General features: G+C 46.4%; 24 protein-coding genes and 1 pseudogene. 13 read left to right on the top strand and 12 right to left on the bottom strand.

The window, feature by feature from the left end:
- Positions 1 to 25: 25 nt before the first annotated feature.
- The 3 genes from QZ938_RS16155 to QZ938_RS16145 all read right to left on the bottom strand — a co-directional run bounded on the left by QZ938_RS16155 (position 26) and on the right by QZ938_RS16145 (position 1,524).
- Positions 26 to 877 carry an Npun_R2479 family HD domain-containing metalloprotein gene (locus QZ938_RS16155; protein ID WP_293186982.1) on the bottom strand — a complete coding sequence of 284 codons (852 nt, stop codon included), beginning with the start codon at positions 875 to 877 and terminating at the stop codon, positions 26 to 28.
- A 176-nt stretch (positions 878 to 1,053) separates the two neighbouring features.
- Positions 1,054 to 1,257: a hypothetical protein gene (locus tag QZ938_RS16150; protein ID WP_293153605.1), complete on the bottom strand. Its 204-nt coding sequence runs from the start codon at positions 1,255 to 1,257 to the stop codon at positions 1,054 to 1,056.
- A 51-nt stretch (positions 1,258 to 1,308) separates the two neighbouring features.
- Positions 1,309 to 1,524, bottom strand: coding sequence for a hypothetical protein (locus tag QZ938_RS16145; RefSeq protein ID WP_293352413.1), 216 nt, complete (start codon positions 1,522 to 1,524; stop codon positions 1,309 to 1,311).
- 192 nt (positions 1,525 to 1,716) lie between these two features.
- Between QZ938_RS16145 and rpsL the strand changes: the two genes are divergently transcribed.
- From rpsL to QZ938_RS16095, 10 genes are all read left to right on the top strand, one after another.
- Positions 1,717 to 2,097 (top strand): 30S ribosomal protein S12, encoded by a 381-nt coding sequence (gene rpsL / locus QZ938_RS16140; protein WP_006632197.1) that lies wholly within the window; start codon positions 1,717 to 1,719, stop codon positions 2,095 to 2,097.
- A gap of 117 nt (positions 2,098 to 2,214) precedes the next feature.
- A complete protein-coding gene (gene rpsG / locus QZ938_RS16135; protein WP_006632196.1) occupies positions 2,215 to 2,685 on the top strand; it encodes a 30S ribosomal protein S7 in 471 nt (156 codons plus the stop codon).
- 339 nt (positions 2,686 to 3,024) lie between these two features.
- A complete protein-coding gene (gene fusA, locus QZ938_RS16130; protein WP_293122105.1) occupies positions 3,025 to 5,097 on the top strand; it encodes an elongation factor G in 2,073 nt (690 codons plus the stop codon).
- A gap of 101 nt (positions 5,098 to 5,198) precedes the next feature.
- Positions 5,199 to 6,428 carry an elongation factor Tu gene (tuf, locus tag QZ938_RS16125; protein WP_293153609.1) on the top strand — a complete coding sequence of 410 codons (1,230 nt, stop codon included), beginning with the start codon at positions 5,199 to 5,201 and terminating at the stop codon, positions 6,426 to 6,428.
- Positions 6,429 to 6,696: 268 nt separating this feature from the next.
- Positions 6,697 to 7,005: a 30S ribosomal protein S10 gene (rpsJ, locus tag QZ938_RS16120; protein ID WP_202798556.1), complete on the top strand. Its 309-nt coding sequence runs from the start codon at positions 6,697 to 6,699 to the stop codon at positions 7,003 to 7,005.
- A 233-nt stretch (positions 7,006 to 7,238) separates the two neighbouring features.
- The gene (locus QZ938_RS16115; RefSeq protein WP_293352415.1) at positions 7,239 to 7,559 is read left to right on the top strand and encodes a DUF433 domain-containing protein; all 321 of its coding nucleotides are present in this window, start codon (positions 7,239 to 7,241) and stop codon (positions 7,557 to 7,559) included.
- Positions 7,486 to 7,947, top strand: coding sequence for a DUF5615 family PIN-like protein (locus QZ938_RS16110; RefSeq protein WP_293352417.1), 462 nt, complete (start codon positions 7,486 to 7,488; stop codon positions 7,945 to 7,947). Before QZ938_RS16115 ends, QZ938_RS16110 begins: the two co-directional genes overlap by 74 nt.
- Before the next feature lie 166 nt (positions 7,948 to 8,113).
- Entirely contained in the window at positions 8,114 to 11,008 is a 2,895-nt protein-coding gene (locus QZ938_RS16105; RefSeq protein ID WP_293352419.1) for a COR domain-containing protein, read from the top strand.
- 244 nt (positions 11,009 to 11,252) lie between these two features.
- Positions 11,253 to 11,894, top strand: a complete 642-nt coding sequence (locus QZ938_RS16100; protein WP_293153621.1) for an LON peptidase substrate-binding domain-containing protein — start codon at positions 11,253 to 11,255, stop codon at positions 11,892 to 11,894.
- 203 nt (positions 11,895 to 12,097) lie between these two features.
- Positions 12,098 to 13,033, top strand: a complete 936-nt coding sequence (locus tag QZ938_RS16095) for a PspA/IM30 family protein (RefSeq protein ID WP_293352421.1) — start codon at positions 12,098 to 12,100, stop codon at positions 13,031 to 13,033.
- Positions 13,034 to 13,067: 34 nt separating this feature from the next.
- Here the strand turns inward: QZ938_RS16095 and QZ938_RS16090 are convergent, their stop codons facing one another.
- Positions 13,068 to 13,712: a pentapeptide repeat-containing protein gene (locus tag QZ938_RS16090; RefSeq protein ID WP_293153627.1), complete on the bottom strand. Its 645-nt coding sequence runs from the start codon at positions 13,710 to 13,712 to the stop codon at positions 13,068 to 13,070.
- A 28-nt stretch (positions 13,713 to 13,740) separates the two neighbouring features.
- Positions 13,741 to 14,667, bottom strand: a complete 927-nt coding sequence (gene pheA, locus QZ938_RS16085; protein WP_293153630.1) for a prephenate dehydratase — start codon at positions 14,665 to 14,667, stop codon at positions 13,741 to 13,743.
- A gap of 264 nt (positions 14,668 to 14,931) precedes the next feature.
- On the opposite strand from pheA, the gene tnpB reads away from it, so the two are divergent.
- Positions 14,932 to 16,134: an IS200/IS605 family element RNA-guided endonuclease TnpB gene (gene tnpB / locus QZ938_RS16080; RefSeq protein ID WP_293153667.1), complete on the top strand. Its 1,203-nt coding sequence runs from the start codon at positions 14,932 to 14,934 to the stop codon at positions 16,132 to 16,134.
- A 36-nt stretch (positions 16,135 to 16,170) separates the two neighbouring features.
- Complete coding sequence (locus QZ938_RS16075; protein WP_293331637.1) at positions 16,171 to 16,749, top strand: DUF1997 domain-containing protein; 579 nt, start codon at positions 16,171 to 16,173, stop codon at positions 16,747 to 16,749.
- Between the two features lie 143 nt (positions 16,750 to 16,892).
- On the opposite strand, the gene QZ938_RS16070 is transcribed toward QZ938_RS16075, so the two are convergent.
- From QZ938_RS16070 to pgl, 6 genes are all read right to left on the bottom strand, one after another.
- On the bottom strand, positions 16,893 to 17,348 hold the full coding sequence (locus QZ938_RS16070; protein WP_293153636.1) for an FHA domain-containing protein: 456 nt from the start codon (positions 17,346 to 17,348) through the stop codon (positions 16,893 to 16,895).
- The gene (locus QZ938_RS16065; RefSeq protein WP_293153639.1) at positions 17,345 to 17,908 is read right to left on the bottom strand and encodes a hypothetical protein; all 564 of its coding nucleotides are present in this window, start codon (positions 17,906 to 17,908) and stop codon (positions 17,345 to 17,347) included. The genes QZ938_RS16070 and QZ938_RS16065 overlap by 4 nt, the downstream gene beginning before the upstream one ends.
- A gap of 167 nt (positions 17,909 to 18,075) precedes the next feature.
- Positions 18,076 to 18,810 carry a PRC-barrel domain-containing protein gene (locus QZ938_RS16060; protein ID WP_293153642.1) on the bottom strand — a complete coding sequence of 245 codons (735 nt, stop codon included), beginning with the start codon at positions 18,808 to 18,810 and terminating at the stop codon, positions 18,076 to 18,078.
- Between the two features lie 57 nt (positions 18,811 to 18,867).
- Positions 18,868 to 19,374, bottom strand: a complete 507-nt coding sequence (locus tag QZ938_RS16055) for an FHA domain-containing protein (RefSeq protein WP_293153644.1) — start codon at positions 19,372 to 19,374, stop codon at positions 18,868 to 18,870.
- 82 nt (positions 19,375 to 19,456) lie between these two features.
- Positions 19,457 to 20,251, bottom strand: coding sequence for an FHA domain-containing protein (locus tag QZ938_RS16050; RefSeq protein WP_293331639.1), 795 nt, complete (start codon positions 20,249 to 20,251; stop codon positions 19,457 to 19,459).
- Positions 20,252 to 20,561: 310 nt separating this feature from the next.
- On the bottom strand, positions 20,562 to 21,281 hold the full coding sequence (pgl, locus tag QZ938_RS16045) for a 6-phosphogluconolactonase (protein WP_293153648.1): 720 nt from the start codon (positions 21,279 to 21,281) through the stop codon (positions 20,562 to 20,564).
- A 221-nt stretch (positions 21,282 to 21,502) separates the two neighbouring features.
- On the opposite strand from pgl, the gene QZ938_RS16040 reads away from it, so the two are divergent.
- Positions 21,503 to 21,694 (top strand): helix-turn-helix domain-containing protein, encoded by a 192-nt coding sequence (locus QZ938_RS16040; protein ID WP_363318853.1) that lies wholly within the window; start codon positions 21,503 to 21,505, stop codon positions 21,692 to 21,694.
- A gap of 7 nt (positions 21,695 to 21,701) precedes the next feature.
- Here the strand turns inward: QZ938_RS16040 and QZ938_RS16035 are convergent.
- A pseudogene (locus QZ938_RS16035) lies at positions 21,702 to 22,702 on the bottom strand (IS701 family transposase); the annotation flags it as partial.
- Between the last annotated feature and the right edge of the window lie 124 nt (positions 22,703 to 22,826).

The raw sequence follows: 22,826 nt of genomic DNA, 5'->3' as shown, positions 1-22,826 counted from the left end.
AACTCACTAATGACTTAAGTTGTACTCAAGCAACCTCAGAATCGAAACGTTGGTGTTCCATCCGAAATACGTTAGCGTACAAACTAGCAACAATCTGTTTGCCTTCCTGCGTCAACTGCAAATAACCGAGAGATTCGCTGATATGAGGATAAATTCCACTCCAGTAAAACTTAGAGTAGCTTTGCAGCAAGTCGCCCGGATGTCGGTATCCCAAAACTTTAGTAGCACCGCTTTCTTCCAACTCGTAAAACAGCGCGCCAATTTTTTGTAAATATTGTGGGTTGCTGAGCTGACCTATCAAGTCAGCACCGCGAACTAAACTAGAATAATTACCTGCATCTTGGTCAATGTTGCCGTCAAGCACCGAGAAACGAGTTTGTTCTATGTTTTGCTTAATTATCTCAGCATTAATTAGCTTGTGGTTGCCGAAGCGCTCGTCAATGAATAGTTTTGCTCTGTCAACTCGGTAAGGAGATAAACTAGCCGCTGTTGCACCAGGAGCAAGTGCAATTCTCATGCCATCTTTTCCGGTAGCATACAATCCTGCTGATGCTTGGTCTTCTCGGCAAACTCCTTTGACATATCCGATATCTTGGCACAGCAAAGAAATGATGAAGTGCAGCCAATTTTCACAGGAGACTCCGCCCTTGCGAATGTGTTTTCCCCGCAAAATTTCTTGACCGACCAAGGTAATACAAATGGCGTGTTCTGTATTGTGATAAAGAGCGTCGCTGCTGGCAATGTTTTCTAACGCCATTGCCCCCACCCAGGCAATAATATCGGCATAGTCGGATTTGTAGCCTCCGTAAGTGCGGCTGTATCCGTTCTCTAGTTGTTTGATGAAAGCCTCGATCAGCAGTTCTGTAGAATTAAACATACCCTGTCCTTTTCCTTTAATATTGCCTGTCAAGTGTGATGAGTCTTATTTGAGTCTCTATATAATATAATTTATATATGATTTTATGGATGAGATTTTAACTCAAAACTCAAAACTCACTCACCTGCGTTGTTGGCGCTTGCCTTTGGAGGTAATATCAACACTCCAAACGCCACTTAGTCCATGACTAAAAGCCATCCCCGTCGGACTGCATAGAGCAGTCTGCTAACAATTTTTAGCTCGTCTGAACTTTTTAAAGTTTCAGAATTAATTTCGTATTGAATTTGGTGGAACACCGTCCGATCTATCTTACCGGATTTCCAAATATTCAAGTAAAGTTCGGAAATTGTACTTTCAGGAATATAAGTTTTGGTTTTCATCTGCGCTCAACTAAATGTATATTGCTTATTATCAGGTAATTTTATATAACTTTATGTGATGTCGATCTCTCTGAGGCTGTGATGCGAGCGGCTGTGATGCGATCGCACGGTAGAGTAGATGGGCGTCTCGGAAAAATGGTGGTTCGATATTTCGATCGCGATCGATTTTGCACCACTGCTGTGACCCTCTTCAAAGTTGGGCTTCAATATATAATGCCACATATGTATTGGTACGACGGGCGATCGCCGCATCCCAACTTCCAGCAAACAAGCAAGAAAGTTCGCCCGCCGTGGAAATTTCTTGCCAAAAAAACTCGAGTCGTGTACTATATAGAGTCTGGTATCCTCACTTACCCATAATTATTTTCATTTATCCCGTCCCCCCACAGGGGAAGGGACTTTCAGTGCGGATGCCGCCAAATCACTATATTCAGCAAAAAGCTAGAAATGCCGTAACTCATGCCCACTATTCAGCAACTCATCCGTTCAGCACGGGAACAAACGCAGAAAAAAACCAAATCGCCAGCTCTCAAGAGTTGCCCCCAGCGCCGCGGAGTTTGCACCAGAGTGTACACGACCACCCCGAAAAAACCCAACTCGGCGCTGCGGAAAGTGGCTCGGGTACGGCTGACCTCTGGTTTTGAAGTGACAGCCTACATCCCCGGGATCGGTCACAACTTGCAAGAACACTCGGTAGTAATGATCCGGGGCGGTAGGGTAAAAGATTTACCCGGAGTTAGATACCACATCATTCGCGGTACATTAGACACCGCCGGAGTGAAAGACCGCAAGCAAGGTCGTTCCAAGTACGGGGCCAAGCGTCCTAAAGAGAAAAAATAACGCGGATTTCGCCCGATCGCCAGAGTGAAAAAGCAAAAATAAGTTCGATCGTCGATCGAGATTTGAGCTAGAAACTCCAAATTCAATCAATCAAAATCAAAAATCGCAAATAGAACTATGTCTCGCCGCACAGTTATTCAAAAACGTCCAGTTCCGCCAGATCCAACCTACAACAGCCGGTTGGTAAGCATGATGGTGAGACGGATCATGCAGCACGGCAAAAAATCCGTGGCCTCCAGCATAGTCTACGACGCCCTCAAAACCATCCAGGAACGCACAGGAGCCGAACCGTTAGACTTGTTTGAAAAAGCAGTCAAAAACGCTACACCCCTGGTAGAAGTCAAAGCCCGCCGGGTAGGTGGCGCTACATACCAAGTGCCGATGGAAGTACGTTCCGATCGCGGAACTACCCTCGCCCTCCGTTGGCTGATCAGATTTGCCCGCGCCCGCACAGGCCGCTCGATGGCAGCTAAACTGGCTAACGAACTGATGGATGCAGCTAACGAAACCGGTAGTGCAATTCGCAAGCGCGAAGAAACACACCGTATGGCAGAAGCTAACAAGGCTTTTGCTCACTACCGTTACTAATTGCCAACTAGGGCATGGAGAAAAGGTCGATCGCGCAGCATAAAAGCATCGGGCGATCAATTAAAAAGTGTAAATTTTGAGTATTGAGATTGCTTCTCCAGGGACAATGCTGCCGGCCATTCGTGAAGCAAACTCAAAACTCCCAAAGTAAAAATTCACCCTGTCTCTGAATCCTCCATGTCGCATCCTTAATATTTTTGTAAACAAATGTTGCAAACAATATTAAAATGTAACAATAAGCTCAATAAACTTATGTTGTAAGTCGATTGGGAGTGCAAAATAAGGTTTCTGTGTAGTATTATAGTATTATAACAGCAACACAAGATTAAGGAGGTAGCTGTGGTACGTATCGTCCCGCTAGAAAAAACTCGCAACATCGGCATCGCCGCCCACATTGACGCGGGCAAAACAACAACAACAGAAAGAATTCTGTTCTATTCTGGCATGGTTCACAAAATGGGTGAAGTGCACGATGGAACAACAATTATGGACACGATGGCGCAAGAGCGAGAGCGGGGAATTACGATTACTGCTGCCGCTATCACCACCACTTGGAAAGAGCACAAAATCAACATCATCGACACTCCCGGACACGTAGACTTCACTATCGAAGTAGAACGTTCCATGCGAGTGCTTGACGGAGTGATCGCAGTATTCTGCTCGGTAGGCGGAGTGCAACCACAATCGGAAACAGTTTGGCGGCAAGCCGATCGGTATAAAGTACCGCGAATCGTGTTTGTCAACAAAATGGATCGGATGGGCGCGAACTTCTACAAAGTCTATGCTCAAATTTGCGATCGGATGAGAGCGAACGCTGTACCCATCCAAATCCCGATCGGCAGTGAGGAAAACTTCCGGGGAATTGTAGACATAGTGCAAATGAAAGCCTATATCTACAAGAACAACACGGGCACTGATATCGAGGAAGTAGAAATCCCCGATGAAGTCAAAGAGCTGGCCGCCCAATATCGCACGAAGCTGATCGAATCCGTAGCAGAAACCAGCGACGCCCTTACCGAGAAATACCTCGAAGGTGTAGAACTAACCGAAGACGAAATCCGTTTGGCCCTGCGCCACGGTACTGTCCAAGGTACGATCGTCCCCATGCTGTGCGGTTCGGCATTCAAAAACAAAGGCGTTCAGTTGTTGTTGGATGCAGTCATCGACTATCTGCCGTCGCCCTTGGAAGTTCCCCCAATTCAAGGACTCCTACCCAACGGCGAGACAGCAGAGCGCTTTGCCGACGACAACGCCCCGCTGTCAGCCCTGGCATTCAAAATCATGGCAGACCCCTACGGTCGCCTGACCTTCCTCCGCGTTTACTCCGGTGTCCTCAAAAAAGGTAGCTACGTCCTCAACTCCACCAAAGACAAAAAAGAGCGGGTTTCTCGCCTAATTGTACTCAAAGCGGACGATCGGATAGACGTAGAAGAACTCCGCGCCGGAGACTTGGGAGCAGCCTTGGGTCTGAAAGACACCTTCACAGGCGATACCATCTGTGAAGAAGGCTCGGAAGTGATTCTGGAGTCCCTGTTCATTCCCGAACCGGTCATTTCGGTGGCGGTGGAACCGAAAACCAAACAAGATATGGAGAAGCTCTCCAAAGCCCTCCAGTCCCTCTCGGAAGAAGACCCCACCTTCCGAGTCAATGTTGACCCAGAAACCAATCAGACAGTCATCGCCGGCATGGGCGAACTGCACTTGGAAATTTTGGTAGACAGGATGCTGCGCGAATTCAAAGTAGAAGCCAACGTGGGTCAGCCCCAAGTAGCCTACCGAGAAACCGTTCGCAAAGCCGTTCGCGCCGAAGGTAAATTTATCCGCCAAAGCGGTGGTAAAGGTCAGTACGGTCACGTCGTGATCGAACTAGAACCCGCTGAAGAGGGAACCGGCTTTGAATTTGTCTCCAAAATTGTCGGTGGCACTGTACCGAAAGAGTACATCAATCCGGCAGCACAAGGGATGAAAGAAGCCTGCGAATCAGGTATTCTAGCAGGATATCCCGTGATCGACCTCAGAGCTACTATGGTAGACGGGTCTTTCCACGATGTAGACTCTTCAGAAATGGCATTTAAGATCGCCGGTTCAATGGCAATCAAAGAAGCCGTGATGAAGGCGTCGCCAGTGCTGCTAGAGCCTATGATGAAGGTAGAGGTTGAAGTTCCCGAAGATTACATCGGGAACGTCATCGGAGACCTCAACTCGCGTCGGGGTCAGATCGAAGGTCAAGAGACGGATCAGGGAATTGCCAAAGTTTCTGTAAAAGTTCCACTAGCAGAAATGTTCGGTTACGCTACTGACATCCGCTCAAAAACCCAAGGTCGAGGCATCTTCACAATGGAATTCAGCCATTACGAAGAAGTGCCGCGAAATGTGGCTGAAGCCATTATCGCTAAGAACAAAGGGAACTAATGATTTAAGGTTTTAGATTTTGGATTTTGGATTGAATCCAAAATCTAGAATCTAAAATCTCAAGTCTAAAATCGCTAAAAAAAACAAGGAACAGATCGAGAATGGCACGCGCAAAATTTGAACGGACTAAACCCCACGTAAACATCGGCACAATCGGTCACGTTGACCACGGCAAAACAACTTTGACCGCGGCGATTACGATGACTCTATCTGCACTGGGTCAAGCAAAGGCTAAGAACTACGCCGATATCGACGCTGCGCCCGAAGAAAAAGCACGGGGTATTACGATTAATACCGCTCACGTAGAATACGAAACCACAGGTCGTCACTACGCCCACGTGGATTGCCCCGGACACGCTGACTATGTGAAAAACATGATCACCGGTGCTGCTCAAATGGACGGCGGCATCCTAGTAGTGTCAGCGGCAGACGGCCCCATGCCTCAAACTCGCGAACACATCCTGCTAGCTAAGCAAGTTGGCGTTCCCAGCTTGGTTGTCTTCTTGAACAAAGAAGACATGGTGGATGACGCTGAACTTTTGGAATTGGTAGAACTGGAAGTTCGCGAACTTTTGAGCTCTTACGATTTTCCTGGCGATGACATCCCCATCGTGACTGGTTCGGGCTTGAAAGCTCTCGAAGCAATGCTTGCTAATCCGAAGACTGTCAAGGGCGAAAATGAGTGGGTTGACAAGATTTACAAGCTGATGGAAGAAGTAGATGCTTACATCCCTACTCCAGAACGCGAAATTGACAAGCCTTTCTTGATGGCTGTAGAAGACGTATTCTCGATTACTGGTCGGGGTACTGTGGCTACTGGTCGGATTGAGCGCGGCAGTGTCAAAGTCGGCGAAACAGTCGAAGTGATTGGTCTTAAGGACACTCGCAGCACTACAGTGACTGGTGTGGAAATGTTCACCAAGTCCTTGGATGAAGGCTTGGCCGGCGACAACGTGGGTCTACTTCTCCGGGGTATTTTGAAGGCTGATATTGAAAGAGGCATGGTAATTGCCAAGCCAAAATCCATCAGTCCTCACACTCAGTTTGAATCTGAAGTTTACATTCTGAAGAAGGAAGAAGGCGGCCGTCACACGCCATTTTTCTCTGGCTACCGTCCTCAATTCTACGTCCGTACAACTGACGTAACCGGTACAATCATGCAGTTCACTGCTGATGACGGTTCGGAAGCTGAAATGGTGATGCCAGGTGACCGGATCAAAATGACTGTCGATCTGATTCACCCGATCGCGATCGAACAAGGAATGCGCTTCGCAATTCGTGAAGGCGGCCGCACCGTCGGCGCCGGCGTTGTTTCCAAAATCCTCAAGTAGGAATCCGCTAACAGCCGTGATAGCAGAAAAGCCGACAAAAGTCAATAGGCTTTTCTGCTATTTAGTGAGTAGTTAGTAGTTATTGGTTAGTAGTTATTGGTTAGTAGTTATTGGTTAGTAGTTATTGGTTAGTAGTTATTGATTAAATATTCGATAATAAAGAACAAATAACAAGTAACAAAGAACAAATAACAAGTAACAAAGAACAAATAACAAAGAACAAAAAATAAACTGAACCTAGAAAATTAAAGAAACCAAAATGGCAGCTATCCAACAACAAAAAATTCGCATTCGCCTCAAAGCTTTCGATCGCCGAATTCTCGACGCATCCTGCGAAAAGATTGTAGATACAGCAAATCGGACAGCAGCCACTGCGATCGGCCCGATTCCCCTACCGACAAAACGACGGATTTATTGCTTGCTGCGATCGCCCCACGTAGACAAAGATTCTCGCGAACACTTTGAAACCCGCACGCACCGCCGCATCATCGACATTCACCAGCCCTCGGCTAAAACAATTGACGCTTTGATGAAACTGGATTTGCCAGCCGGCGTAGATATTGAAGTCAAGCTGTAGATTGATGGATTAGGAAATAACAAGAGAAGGAACAATGGAAAAATACATTGTTCCTTTTTTTTATCCCTGGACGCAAGGATAGTCAGAAACCAGTTCTAAAGTTGAAAAGACGATCGAGGTGTTGTAAGCTGTTTTGCTGGTAATGTTATGGTTGATAAGATTGTTTTCTTTTTGAAGAAATTTGCTATGATAGTTTAAGCGATCGCTATTCGATATTCCTGCAATTACCAGCTATGAACATTCAGTTGGTTGACTCCTTAATTCAAGTCATAGAATCGCTGACACCTGAAGAGAGTTTGTTGTTCCAAGAAAAACTCTTAGCTAGGGCGATTCAGAGTACACCTGGAGTCTGTGGAGGAAATGCCCGGATTCGCAACACCCGCATTCCTGTTTGGACGCTCGTTTCACTTCACCAACAGGGGGCTGATGAGGCTGAGTTACTTCGGAATTATCCAGTTTTGGACGATCGCGATCTAGAGAATGCTTGGCGTTATTACGATCGCCACCGCGAAGAAATCGATCGTATTATTATGTCTCATCAAACAGATGATTGAAAGGGTGAGGCTTTATTCCAATGAAAATTTCCCGATCGCAATGGTCGAGCATTTGCGTAGTCTTGACAGTGATGTTTTAACTTCTTATGATGCCGGTCAAGCAAATCAAGGAATTCCTGATGACGAGGTTCTGCGCTTTGCGACTGCACAAAATCGGGCGGTAATTAGCTTCAATCGCGATGATTTTGTGGCGCTACACCGTGGTGGTTATCGCCACGCAGGAATTATTGTCTGTAAAGACGATCGAGATTACTTGGGACAAGTTACTATTCTTCATTCCTATCTGCAAGAGATTGATTCGCTGTGCGATCGTCTAATTCGGATCAAAAAGCAGAATCAGCGTGGGTTGAGTCATCCGGTTTTTGTGGTTCAAGAATACGTGCGGTAATTTATTTGATAAATTGTGACGCGCGGGTGGCTAGAAACCGGGTTTTTACGAAAATTGTTGGTGACAGTCGTAGAAACTCAAAAAAACCCGGTTTCTTGGATGGTGATGCGCGGGTTTCTTTGGTTGTGATGCGTAATAATACGAAGACTACCGAGAGAGAAAGGGTATGACGCGAGAAGAAGCACTGCGGCGAATTGACATAGCGGCGGCGGAACAATTGACTCAACTGGATTTGGCAAGGTTGGGGTTGAAGGAATTGCCGCCGGAGATTGGCAAACTGTCGAATTTGACACAGCTTAACCTCAGTAGAAATCAGATTACAGAAATTCCCGAAGTGCTGGGCAAACTGTCAAATTTGACACGACTTATCCTCAGAAGCAATCAGATTACAGAAATTCCCGAAGTGCTGGGCAAACTGTCGAATTTGACACAGCTTGACCTCAGTACCAATCAGATTACAGAAATTCCCGAAGTGCTGGGCAAACTGTCGAATTTGACACAGATTCACCTCAGTGCCAATCAGATTACAGAAATTCCCGAAGTGCTGGGAAAACTGTCGAATTTGACACAGCTTAACCTCAGTTTCAATCAGATTACAGAAATTCCCGAAGTTCTGGGGAAACTGTCGAATTTGACGCAGCTTGGCCTCGGTGGCAATCAGATTACAGAAATTCCCGAAGTTCTGGGGAAACTGTCGAATTTGACGCAGCTTGGCCTCATTGGCAATCAGATTACAGAAATTCCCGAAGTTCTGGGGAAACTGTCGAATTTGACGCAGCTTTACCTCAGTTTCAATCAGATTACAGAAATTCCCGAAGTTCTGGGGAAACTGTCGAATTTGACGCAGCTTTACCTCAGTTTCAATCAGATAACGGAAATTCCCGAATCTCTGTGCAAAATGAAGAAGCTGCAACAATTGGATTTGCGGGGTAATCCGATACCAATTCCGCCGGAAATCCTGGGCGAAAAGGAATTTTATAAAAATCCTGGCGATTTGCGTACCATCCTCGATTTCTACTTCCAAACTCGTGACCCCAATGCTACCGAAGAACTCAACGAAGCCAAACTTTTGATTGTCGGCGAAGGCGAAGCAGGCAAAACCACCCTAGCAAACAAACTCCTCAACCCCGACTACCAACTCAAAGAACGAGAACCCACCACCGAAGGCATCGATGTCCTATCCTGGGAATTCCCACAACCCAACGGCAAACCTTTCCGCGTTCACCTCTGGGACTTTGGCGGACAGGAAATCTACCACGCCACCCACCAATTTTTCCTCACCGAACGTTCTCTGTACGTCCTCCTCGTCGATAACCGCCGCCAAAACCCCAACCTCTGCTACTGGCTGAGTATCATCGAACTCCTCAGCAACGGCAGTCCCGTCTTCCTCGTCCACAACGAAAAACAAGACATTCGCTGCGAAATCAACCTTTCCCAACAGCGGCGGGACTTTCCAAACCTAGAAAAAAAATTCGCTACCAATCTCGCCACAAATCGCGGACTTGAAGCCCTCCAACGCGCCCTGCAAAACCGCATCGCCACCCTCGAACACATCAGCACGCCCATCCCCAAACGCTGGGCAAACGTCCGCTATGTTTTGGAAAACTATTCGCAACGCCAAACCCACATCGAAGTCGGTGAATTTTTCAACATCTGCGTTAGCCAAGGCTTCAAAAAGTTGGATAAACCCGCCATGCTGAGTCTCAGTAAATACCTCCACGACTTGGGTATTATCCTCCACTTCCAAAAAGACCCCATCCTCAAAAACATAGTCATCCTGCGTCCCGAATTGGCAACCAACGCTGTTTACAAACTCATCGGCAACAAAAAAGTCACCGACAATGGAGAAGTCACAGATAACGCAGAAATCATCGCTAACTGCGGGTATTTCACCCGAGAAAATCTCAAGCAAATCTGGCGCGACAGAGAATACCAAGACTTGCACGACGAACTGCTGCACTTGATGAAACACTTCAAATTGTGTTACGAAATCCCCTGCCAACCCGGACAATACATCGCGCCGCAACTTCTCCCCCTTGAAACGCCCAATTACGACTGGGACGACACCGATAACTTGATTTTGCGCTACGAATACGACTTCATGCCCAAAGGCATTATTACCCGCTTCATCGTAGAAATGCACTTGTTAATCTACCGCCCTCAATCCGATTTACCAAAGGGTAAGGGGGATATTGTCTGGCGTGATGGAGTCATCCTCGCCGACAATTACGCCAAAGCCGAAGTTATCGAAAATTACCACCAACGAGAAATCCGCATTCGAGTTTCCGGCAACCATAAAAAATCTCTTTTAGACCGCATCCGCCACGAACTCTGGAAAATTCATGCTACTTACGATAAACGCCTAAAATACCAAGAATTCATCCCCTGCAATTGTCACCAATGCCAAGGCAGCCAAGACCCTCACCTCTACGATTTTGAAAAGCTGCGCCGCCGTTTGGCAAACCACCGCTACGAAGTCGAATGCGAAAAATCTTATCAAATGGTTCAGGTGCGGCGCTTAATGGCAGATTTCCCCGATAATTTGGAACGATGGAAAGAAACAGAGCGAATTTCTGGAATTAAGCAAGCTGAATCTGTAGATCCTGCTACTAATGTTATGCTGAATATCAGCATCGACGGTAAAAAAATGACTCAAACTTCTCCTCAAAATAACAACTTTTCCGGCGCACAAATCGGCAGCGTAGCTATCGCCAATGAAGTCAAAGACAGCGCCCAACAAACATCATCTGGCGGCATTCAAATTAATAACGCCGATACGGCAGAAATTTTCAAACTAATTTCATCAATGCGCGAAACCGCAATGCAGTTTCCTGAAGATAGTCGAGATGATATAATTATCGATATTCAAGATGTCGAAACTGAAATTAATAAACCGAAAGATCAATGGGATAGACCCAGATTAAAGAAATGTTTAAAAGGTATTGTAGCGGGGGCGGCCGCGATCGGAGTTGGGATTGCAGGTGCTGTTGATTTGGCTAATAGTGCGATCGACCTTGGTGAAAAAGTAGGTATTGAAATTCAAGTACCTTGGGCGCGGTAAATTAGGTTTGAGGTAAGTTCGTAGTGCGGACTTTAGTCCGTAAAATTTCAGCGGACTGAAGTCCGCACTACAAACTGCACTACAAACTGCAAAATCTCAGCGGACTGAAGTCCGCACTACAAACTGCACTACAAACTGCCCGATCGCCCGCACTGCATTTTCCGCCGATCGCTCCTGCCCCGGAATTGCTCAAATCAGTTAAAGTAAGAAAAAGAAGCGCAAGTACCGTCACCTTTGAGCGACAATGGCATCCTCCTCCTCTGTAGCAGTTCGCGAACTCCCGTTATTTCCCTTGCCGGAAGTGGTTCTATTTCCAGGTAGACCTCTGCCGCTGCAAATTTTCGAGTTTCGCTATCGAATTATGATGAATACGATTCTGGAGGGCGATCGCCGTTTCGGTGTGCTCATGTGGGATCCGAACCAAAACAAAGTCTCAGCCGTTGGCTGTTGCGCCGAAGTCATTCACTGTCAGCGCCTCCCGGACGATCGCATGAAAATCATGACTCTCGGACAGCAACGGTTCCGAGTCCTCGACGCCGTTCGGGAAAAACCCTATTTAGTCGGTTTAGTAGAATGGATTGAAGACGAACCGCCGCAACAAGATCTCCGATCTTTGGGCAAAGAAGTCGAACAACTGCTGAGAGATGTAGTTCGCCTGTCTAGCAAATTGATGGATCAGCCGATCGACCTACCCGAAGACATTCCCAGTTTGCCAACAGAACTATCCTACTGGGTAGCCAGCTACCTTTACGGTGCAGCGACAGAACAGCAAACTCTCTTAGAATTGCAAGATACTGCTGCGAGATTGGAACGCGAAACCGAAATTTTAACTTCCACTCGCAATCACTTGGCCGCAAGGACTGTACTCAAAGATACCCTCAAGTAGTCAATTTTCATAGAACTGAAGCATCCTCAGTTCTGCCTCGGATAACAACTCTTTCCGAGGCGAGAGTCCCAAACATTGTGCGATCGCAAAAACGCCGATTTTCAACTTGTTGTTCCCAAAAGCAAAGGGAAGGGCTGGGAACTGTTAGCAGCCGACAGTGCTATAACTGTCAACTGTCAACTGTCAACTGTCAACTGCTATAAGTGCTTGTGTTAGAAAATCTCGACCAACCGAAACCCTACGATGCAGTTAGAGGCGGTCAACTGCCACCTCCGGTGGGCGGCCTCGTACTCGGCGGACTAGCAGGAGTCAGACACCGACTGTCTAGTTCAGTCAGCGAACATCGGATTGCAGCGCTAAAGGAAGCCTTCAATTACGGCGATGCAGGCTTAAAAATAGTCATCAAAATTTGTCAAAGCGAAACAGGGCCCGTGCAGCGGGTGGCCTGCGATTTGCTGCGAGAAAGGCTGAGTGCGATCGCCCGCGAAAAATTAGAAGCCTTCGTACCTGCAAGTTTAGATTCAGAAACAGCGGCAGACAGGACTCAAAAAATCTTAAAGAACTCAGCCAGTACAGTCTCAGAAAAAGGCGATCGGCAGTTATCAGAAGCACAGTTAATATTTGAGACAACTGTGCAGCAGATGGAACCCAATTTGTTGCTCTTAGAAGCATTAGTAGCCTCTGTAGAACGCCAAGACTTTACCAGCGAACTGATGAATTTTTGGGATTTATTAATCTTAGAAATTCAGGAACCTCTCAAAGAACTTCGTCAGGCTGTTGGTAGCGCGATTTCAGCCCAACTGCGGATTCAGTGGCAGTACAATCAATCTGAATCCCAAGCCAATCAGTGGCAGCAGCGAGCTTTGCTAGCTCTTCAGAAAGGCGATGAGAACTCCGTTCGACAAGCCTGGGTTCGCAAGCAAATAGAGTTGGATAAGGTAGCAAAAGTGAAGATTGATTTAGACGACCAAACTGTACGAGTAGAAACTCTCAACCGCAACTTACTAGCTTTGGAAAGTAAGATTGCCGAAGCTAATTCTAAGAAAGAAATACTCAAGATGCAGGTTCATTTTTCTAAGGTACAGGAGCAAATTAACTGCACTTTCAGCCAAATGAATACTATATTTTTTAGTCCTTAGCTGTTCGGATTGTGTGCGGATATATTGTTTGATTTCAGACTTGTCTGATGCAAAACTGAATCGCCCCGCTTAAATTTGTGGTGTCATCTAACTTAGCGCCTTCGCGGTTAGCTCCGCACAAAAATGCCCCGCTAAAATTAGCACCGCGCAAATCAGCTTCTCTCAAATCAGCATCCTGAAGGTTACTTTCAGACAAAAATGCTCCTCTCAAGTTGGCTCTTCTGAGACTTGCTCCCCGCAGTTTTACCTCACTGAGATTTGCTCCTTCAAGATTGGCTTCATCCAAGCAAGCATCTATCAGGTTGGCTTCCATCAGGTTGGCTTTATACAAGTTTGCCCCGGTTAAGTTGACACCAATCATTTTCGTGTCTCCCAAGTTGGCATTTGCCAGGTTTGCATTAATCAGCTCTGCCCCTGTTAATCTGGCACGAGTTAGCTTCGATCCCCTGAGATCTGCCCCATTCAGATCCGCCATGAGCAGACAAGCATTTTCGAGGTTTGCACCAATTAAGTTAGCCCCACTTAGGTCTGCTTCAGCTAGGATTATGTCTTTTAAGTTGGCACAGGCGAGGCAAATATGAAGGAGGGAAGCTTGTGACAGGGAAGCACCTATTAAGTTGCATTCGTGAAAATCTCTTTCTCCGGCTGCATATCGCTTGAGAAGTTCATCAGCATTCATCTCGCTAGCCCCCTAAGTATTAATACAATCATACTACTGACAGTACAGTGTAGCAACCAAAGATTTTTAAAGTTTCCGTGTGTTTTTTTAACTCTTCTAGTGCCGATCGCACTAATGTAGAACAAACATCGGCTTCCACGTCCATAAAGAAAATATATTCTCCGAGCGATCGCTTAGTCGGCCGAGATTCAATGCGACTTAAATTAATACCCCGACTGGCAAATACTTGCAAAGGTTTTACCAGTGTTCCAGGCATATTAGCAGGTACGCTAAAAGCTAGTGACGTGTGAGTACAATTCGCCGAAGTTGAATCTAGGTGCGAGTTAGCCGCTAGTGTGGCGCCGGATGTCATTGATGACTCGTGGGATTCTGCGAAGTTTCCTAATTTTCCTGCATCGGAGCCAAGTACCCAAAATCGAGTGTAATTGTCGGGATAATCATTAATCGGGCTCGCTAGCACGGGCAATTTGTAGAGTTCGGCGGCTCTTGGCGAAGAGATTGCCGCTATACTGCTATCTTCTAGATAGTGCAACGCTTCCGTCGTTGAATTAGCCGGAATCAACTGAGCCTGTGGGATAAACTCCGCCAACCACAATTGACACTGAGCTAGGGCTTGCGGGTGAGAGTAAACTTTTTGAATCTCGTTAAAATTTTGAGCATTTGACAGCAGCGCGTGGGAAATCGGCAAAACCAGGGCGTGTTTAATTCGCAGTGCATCCAGCCGCCACAGGGTATCGAGGGTGACAGTGACGCTACCTTCTATGGAATTTTCTACCGGCACAATTGAGCAATCAACCACCCCGGAGGCAGATGCCTCTAGTGCCTGAGATATGGTGGAATAAGGATACAGCGTGCATTCGGAGTTAGTTTCCCGGCTCAACCAATTGACATAAGCCTGAGCTGCTGTTTCTGCATTGGTACCTACAGGGCCGAGATGTGCAATGGAAATTTTCATAATAATCGGCAATTTTGCGTTACAAATGTTTGCTTTACTCTCATCAGCCAGCAAGTATGATGAAAAAAATAGCCTGAGTCCCGAAAGCTTTTATCAGTTATTTTTCGGATGACATGGCGGGAGTGAGCGAGTTAATGCGCGACTCATATCCCCTTAAAAAAGTTATAGTTTATCAGAAAACTGGGTTAAAAACCCCGTCTTTTAAGACGGCTTTGGATTTAAGTTTTTCTGTGATAACATACTATGAGTAGTTTGGTAAGGAAAATGTTGAAAGCGTTCAAGTACAAAATCTATCCGACAAATGTGCAGTCAATTTTGCTTGCGAAGTCGTTTGGATGTACTAGATGGTTTTACAACTACGCTCTCAATCTAACCTCTGAGACCTATAAGCAAACAGGAAAGGGGTTAAGCAGGAATGAAATAATCAACCTTTTACCTTCCCTAAAGAAAGAGTACGAATGGCTGACAGAAGCACCGTCACAAGTGTTGCAGCAAGCCGCCTTGAATCTTTCGAGTGCTTTTCTCAATTTCTTTGAAGGAAGGGCTAAGTATCCAAACTTCAAAAAGAAACAAAATCGACAATCGATTAGATTTCCTCAAGGATGTAAGTTAAAAGACGATACCCTGAAATTACCCAAAATTGGCGATGTTCATTGTAAGGTATCAAGGCAACCAGAAGGAAGTCTAAAGTCGGTCACGGTTTCAGTTAGCCCATCGGGAGAATATTTTGCGGCTTGTCTCTATGATGACGGGAAAGTGTTACCCGAAAAATCATCAGAAGGGAAAGCCATCGGGATAGACGTTGGGTTAACCCATTACGCTATTACTTCCAATGGAACTAAGCATGGAAATCCCAAATACTATCGAAAGTATGAAAAAAGATTAGCTAAAAGACAAAAGCAATTAAGCCGTAAGCTAAAAGAGTCTAATAACCGCAATAAAGCTAGAGTTAAAGTTGCTAAAGTTCACGCTAAGATTGTCCGATGTCGCGAAGATTTTTTACACAAACTAAGTCGTAAATTAGTTGACGAAAACCAAGTCATCGTTGTAGAAAATCTGGCAGTTAGAAATATGGTTAAAAACCACAGCCTAGCTAAATCTATTAGTGATGCTGGCTGGGGGCAATTTTGTACCATGTTGAAATACAAGGCCCAGTGGGCAGGAAAAACCTACATTGAAGTAGATAGATTTTTCCCTAGCTCCAAGACCTGTAATAACTGCTTAAATCGTGTAGATAGCTTGAGTTTGAATATTCGTAGCTGGCAATGTCCTAAGTGTGGAGAAAACCACGATAGAGATATTAACGCAGCTAAAAATATTCGAGATGAAGGTTTGCGAATTTTGACGGTAGGGCATACCGCTACTGCTTCGGGAGGGAGAGTAAGACCAAGTAAAGGCAATGCTTTTACAAGGCTTCTCCCTGTGAGCGAAGAATCCTCTCGCCTGATAGCAGAGGAGTGTCAATAAGATATGCTTACGAATCCTATATATTGACATATTCTCATGTATATCCGATTTCATGCTTCGCAATCCGTTGAGATCGCCGTACCAGATGAACGGGTTCCCATTCAACATTATCTGCGCCAGCCGAGGCGACTGGTGAATGCCCTAGTCGATCGTACTCGCACAGAGCAACTAAGCGATGACTGTTTCCGCCTGAAAATGCGACCGTTACAATTTATGATGCTGAGCATTCAACCCACAGTAGACATGAGGGTATGGGCGCAGTCGGAGGGCGCAATCAACTTGGAGTCCGTCGCCTGCTCGATTCTTGGTGTGGATTATATAAACGATCGCTTTGCTCTCAATCTTAAAGGAAAGCTTTACGTACACCAAAGCAGTGGGGTAACGTACTTGAAAGGAAAAGCAGATTTAGAGGTGCAAGTAGAGTTACCGCCACCGTTTTGGCTGACACCCAAACCAATTTTAGAAACAACGGGCAACGGTTTGCTCAAGAGCGTGCTGCTGGGCGTCAAACAGCGGTTAATGTATCAGTTGCTCTTAGATTACCGCCGTTGGGCAAGCAGCGAAACAGAAGTAATATCGAGCGATATCCCTCAAATCTTATCGGTTGAAGGTTGAGCGGATTCTAGAGAATGACGTTGCTTAATCAGGGTATGAAAATGGGGAACTTCAAAATTAAGCTATATTAACTGACCAGACGATCGAATGCAATGCAGCCTGAATTTTGTTGAAATTTCCTAGCTCCCATAGATAGCAGCGGGTCACTCAAAATCGATGTGAGTCAGCGCTCCATCATCGTCTTCCATGATTCCCCTAGGCCCAGACCAAGCTGTTGATTTGTCTTGTGAAACTTCTTCTTTTTTGTCGGCGAGTTCGCGCTGTGGTGGCCGAGTTATTTTGCTCGGTTGCACATTCGTCGCCCCCACCCGGATTCGGATTTTTGGTCCGGAATTGCCCAAGCGAATCGTCATCCCGTCCGCTACCGATAGCTGAGCGATCGGTTTATCATCTACATAAGTACCGTTAGCGCCAAAATTAATAATTTCCCAGCCATAAGAATGATTCCACAGCTCTACGTGGTGGCGGGAAACAACAGCGCTGTAAATAATTACATCATTGTCGTTCGATCGACCGATCCGAACCACAGATTCGGATTCAAAACACCAACTTTGAACCGGGACAGATTGAATAGGATGTAGCAAAGTTAAGGTAATCACTGATGTTTTGACACTCCGCCGCATGACAGAAACGGGGATGCTTCAAGAACCAATTTTTGGGATAAAACCGCAAAAGAGTTGATGCTTAAAGGCGTTGTCAGCGCGCCGCTACTCCCTCGCTTTGCCGTAAAAGTTGAACTTTTGACTGCTTGAGGCATTTGAGCAAACTTTTGATTGTGAGCTTGGACTCCAGGTGCAAACTTTGCCTGTCCTCGATCGCCACCAAACACGATCGTATTAATCTGGTGAACTTGGCCGCGATCGACAGCAGTGCGAAGTTCTCGATCGATTGAATCTCGGATGGAGCTACCCGGCCGATCGCCCATCTGGGCCCATCGAGCGGTGGAGTGACCATTTTCCCACAGGTCGATCGGAGAATTCAACTCAGACGAGTGCTGGTTGCACCGCTGATTCGAGTTGTCGATCGGGCGACAGTCTGCGACGATCGGCGAATTGCTGTTTGCCCCTACAGAAGTTAACCAATGATTAAGGCTGCGGGTTCTAGATAAAATAGGAGTTGGTTCTCTCAAACAGCATAGGTCTTTTAGGGTTGCTAACATTTTTCGTATTGATGCGATACCTTTAAAATACAATGCTTTGAGCACTAGAATTCCTCGCCCAGAAAGCCTCTATTTCGCGTACTCTGTACCGATCGACCTTTCGGGCGCCCGCCACCCCAAAAATGCGATCGGCAAGCAGCTACTTTCTCGATCGGGAAGGCCGCACTTCAGGGCAAATCCGACTCTGGCGGTTGGGCCGGATCGGGCGGTACAGATTCATCCTTTTGCCGCTTCAACTCTGCGACTTTTTCTTGAGCTACATCCCTGACCTCTAGAGCTTTATCTTGAAGTTTTTCCGCCAGATTTTGAGCGTTCCGCTTCACGCCAGCCACATTTTTAAGAGTTCTGTCAAGATCTTCCTGTAAAAACTCGGCTACCATGCCGACTTTATGGTGCAGTCCCTCCGCGTACTGCACGGGTTCGGATACAGCAGCCTCAGAGACGATCGCCCGCTTGCTGCCGATCGTCGAAATCGCCTGCACCGGCAACAAGTAAATCCCGTCTAAAACGCCACGCCAGCCGCTAGATTTAAACAGGTAATCCCTAACAGAACCAGTCCGGACATCAAATAGGTAGTCAACCACCGTACCTGCCTTATTTCCTGCGTCCGTAAGTACCTCAAGGCCGATCGGACAAACAGCTTGTTCCGGCTGATGCAATTCCGGAAGTTCCGGGTTAATCGTCACCAAAACATTTTCGCCCACCGTATCAACTTGCGCCCAAGCGAACCAGCGTTTTTTGTTGCCCAAAAGTCCCGACTTGCAAGTAAAGCCGATCGCCCGCTGGGAGTGAGGATCGAGCCAAAGCCGATCTACCCTGCCGACCTCTTCCGCCGTGCGGCGGTCGATCGTGCGGCGGTTGATCAGTTCGCTGCGCTTAACAATCTGTTGTGATTTACTCATAAATAAACTCCTGAGTGCCGCCTGCAAGAAAAATGTCGATCGTCCAAAGATGTCGATTTAATATTCTTCTTCTTCTTCTTTTTCTTCCGAATAATGGGGAGTATTTTCTGCCTCAGTTAACTCGTCTTCTTCCCTGGAAGTGCCAATTTCTTTTTGGCTGGGAATAGGAATCGTGCTAAGCAGTGCGCCCCCGGAGGGAGCGTGAATTGCCTTAGCATCCCTTGACTTGACGCTAGTTTGTGCTAACTGGGCTGAGGACTGATTCCCACCGACGTTGATTTGAATTTTCGGGCCCGAGCGAGCCAAGTGAACGATCAGACCGTCCACAACGGGAACCTTAGCGATCGGCTTACCATCGAGGTAAGTACCGTTGGTACCTAAATTGATCAGTTCCCAATTAATGCCGCTGCGTCGCAATTCGATGTGGCGACGAGAAACCACAGCGCTAAAAAGAACGACGTGGTTTTCCGTCGATCGCCCGATCCGGACGACCTGTTCGTCTTCAAAGATCCAACTGCGGACGGGAATAGACTGGAGTGGATGTAGCAAGGTCAGCTTAATCACATTGGCAGCATTGAGTTTTGGTAGAGCGCCTCAAGATGCGATTTTAGATTTTAGACTTTCGATCGCCCAATCCAAACTCGATCTAAGAGATTTGAAATAGAAACGTAACCAGGTCTCCTTTTCCCAGAGAGATGCGGTCTCCCGGTCGCAACCGATGTCGGTTTCCCTTGGGCAGGGGAGTATTGTTGACGTAAGTGCCGTTAGAACTGCCTACATCTTCTAGGTAGCAAGCATCTCCCTCCACCCGGAGATTTGCGTGTACCCGAGAAACTATCTCAGAATTAGCAAATCCCGAAACATCAATATCTGGGGGCACCAAGTCATTTGGCTTGCCGATGTGAATCACAGCGAGATTGTGAGGCAATTCCATCGGCGTATTTGTCTGAACGTGTATCAGTCGCGCCGACTGCTGTTGCAGTTGAGTTTTAGCCACACCCGCTGGCTGTGGGTCGGGAACCGGGGGAGAGGTATTTGGTGCTGTTGCCACCGATTCTGTTGTAACAGGAACCGAGAGCGACGGCGGGGGATCGGGAATTGTCGGAATGCTGGCGGGAGTTTTTTCTAAGTTCGGCCCCGGATCGGGGGTAACTAGAGGTTCCATTGCGATCGTCGGCGGTTCGGTTGCCCCTAAGTCCGGCACCAGTGGCGATACCACTGTGGGGCCCACAGGCGAGGCGGACGGTACGGTCGCCTCAACTTCTGGAACGTAGGAACCCGGACGCAAATTAAAGCCACACTGACCGCAAAATGCTGCATCTGTCTGAACCGCTGCACCGCAGTTAGAGCAACTGGCGGTAACGGGTAAAGGCGTGTAACAAGACTCGCACTGGCTGGCCCCGTCGGGGTTCTGGTGATTGCAATTGGGACAGACAATCATCGATTTCTCCTTGCTATCGGCCAGATTTTCCAATCAGCCTCATAAAATATAGTCGTGTATATGGTCAAATTTTAACTTTAACCGCCACAATTCTTATATTGCTTCGCTAATACTAGCAACTGAGTTATAGCGGTTATCAGAAAGATTCGCGGACGTTGTTGGGCTTGGGCCCTAAGAGTTTAAGGGTTATATAAGCTGTCAGTTATACCTCATCTTTTTGAGAAAGGCTATAGTTCCGTGACATTCGGAACTAAGGAAAAGAATTAGTTAGTGATACTGCTGACAGTGCTGACACTCTCAGCTCTCTCAGTTATTTTACTGCAACGCCTGCCGCAGCATCGAGCAGCCACCAAAGTTCGCCCTCTGGTTGAACGAGTCTGGCTGGATAGATTGTGGAGTCGGCTGCGGGGGCAAAAATTTGACTGAGGGCGGGTTGTTTGCTGGCTCCTGCCACCATGAAGATGACGCACCGGGCGCGGTTGATTAAGGGGAATGTAAAGGTGATGCGGGGTTGACCGTCTTTGTTGCCGACGGTTATTAGGGAGTCACGGACTTGTAAGGCTGGTGTGCCGGGGAATAGAGAGGCTGTGTGGGCGTCGTCTCCTATGCCCAATAGGATGATGTCGAAAGCGGGGAACTCGCCGTCGGATATTTTGAAGAATTGCTGCAATTCGGTTTGGTGTGTCGAGGCGTCGGCTGCTGGGTCAGCCGCGCCTGTGGGCATGGGGTGGATGTTGCTGGCGGGGATGTTTACTCGATCGAGCCAAGCGAGGCGCGCCATTTTTTGATTGCTGTCCGGGTGATCTGGCGCAACGTAGCGTTCGTCGCCCCAGAAAACGTGAATTTTGTCCCAAGGCAGGTCTTGGGTGGCGATCGCTCTGTAGAGCGGTTCTGGTGTGCTGCCACCGGCCAAGGCGATCGTGCAAATTCCACGTTCTGCGATCGCTGCTGGGATTTTGGATAGGACAACCGCGAGCGATCGCTCTATGAGTTCTTCCCGATTTGCTAATACTTCTACTACTTTTTTCATTAATTTCCTCTCAACTTTTCTCTTCGTCTGGAGCTGGGCAATTACCCAAATTTGGTCTTGACATTTTGCTTTGAGGTCGATCGGCTGATACGCTTGGAAGGCTCTACACAGCGTCAAGTCGGATTTTATCAGAAGAATGGGTTTAAAACCCCGTCTTTTAAGACAGCTTTGTATTTAATTTTTTTCTATGTTACCATAGTATTAGTAGTTTGGTAAGCAAAATGCTAAAAGCCTTCAAGTACAGAATATATCCGACCAGTGAGCAATCCATTTTGCTTGCGAAGTCGTTTGGCTGTGCAAGATGGTTTTACAACTACACGCTCAATCTAACGTCTGAAACCTATAAGCAAACAGGGAAAGGATTAAGTAGAAATGAAATAATCAATCTTCTACCTTCTCTTAACGGGACTTAAACAAATTTTAAGCCCAAACAAAGCCTAAACTGGCTTTATAAGCGGAGAATACGTCCCAATTTTGGTTCAACCATTTTATGAACCTAAAAGATATGGCTGTCCGAAATGCTTCGAGTGCCTGAGTAAAATTATTTAAAGGTTTGTTTGCCCATTGGCGCCTTAATCCTCCTGTTAACCTATGCCAGAGAATGAAAGTGTAGGCACAAAATACCAGAATGAAATGTCTTTTCAGGCTGGTTTCATCTCGCTCCTTGATATTCATTTAATCCCAACCATCCCTTGGCTTCCCGATAGAAAACTTCAACCCAATTTCTTTCTGAATAAGTTTTTACTATCCACTCCTCTGTCGCTATTGACGAGTCAGCATTACTCATCAAATAATCTATTTCAGTGGCGGTATCGAAAGTTTCTGCATTCATGACGATAGCCATTACTTTCTTACCCGTGCATTTTGATAATTCGACGAATTGAATTGCTACCCATACTGTTCTCGGTCGTTCTAAAGACAGTTGAATTTTTGTGAAAGCCTCTACAGGTAAGGATTTAGCTAAATTATCTACTCGAATCTCTTCTGTTTCCTCTACTGTTTTTTGAATTATTACTTTGCGATTCTTGGCAAGTCCTCCGATATATTTTAATTTGCGGTTTTCTAATTCTTGTAAAAAACTGGTGTTATTACCATACCCTGAATCCATCAAGACTATTCCTGGTTTATAGCCTCTCGAAGCAGGTCTTGTCGATTAAATTTATGGCTATTTCTGGCTTTTTCTTGAAGTCTGGATCATCTTTTCCGGAGGGTAATGAGTCGGCTTTTTTATACAATTCAATATCTAATGGCAGGCTCTTCTTACCATCATATAGATGACTGGTAACTACTACTACCCCATTATCAGTTTTTCCGATTTGTCCGATGTATTGTCTGCCTACAGCGTCGGTAAAATTACCACTTTTTCGGTGACCTGAATCATCTATTATCAGGCTAAATTCTCGACTAATCTTGGTTTGATTGGCTCTTCTGGCTTTTTGGTGAAAAGTGTATAATGAGATACTACTAATTGATTTCTACCGTATGGATCTTCATCTTGACAGACTGCTTAATCTACCCGATGTTACTGTTGAAAGTTGCATCCAA

It is taken from the genome of Microcoleus sp. CAWBG27 (assembly GCF_020883145.1).
Taxonomy (GTDB): Bacteria; Cyanobacteriota; Cyanobacteriia; order Cyanobacteriales; family Microcoleaceae; genus Microcoleus.
The sequence above is the reverse complement of the archived record's forward strand: the minus strand, read 5'-3'. Positions and strand labels throughout refer to the sequence as shown.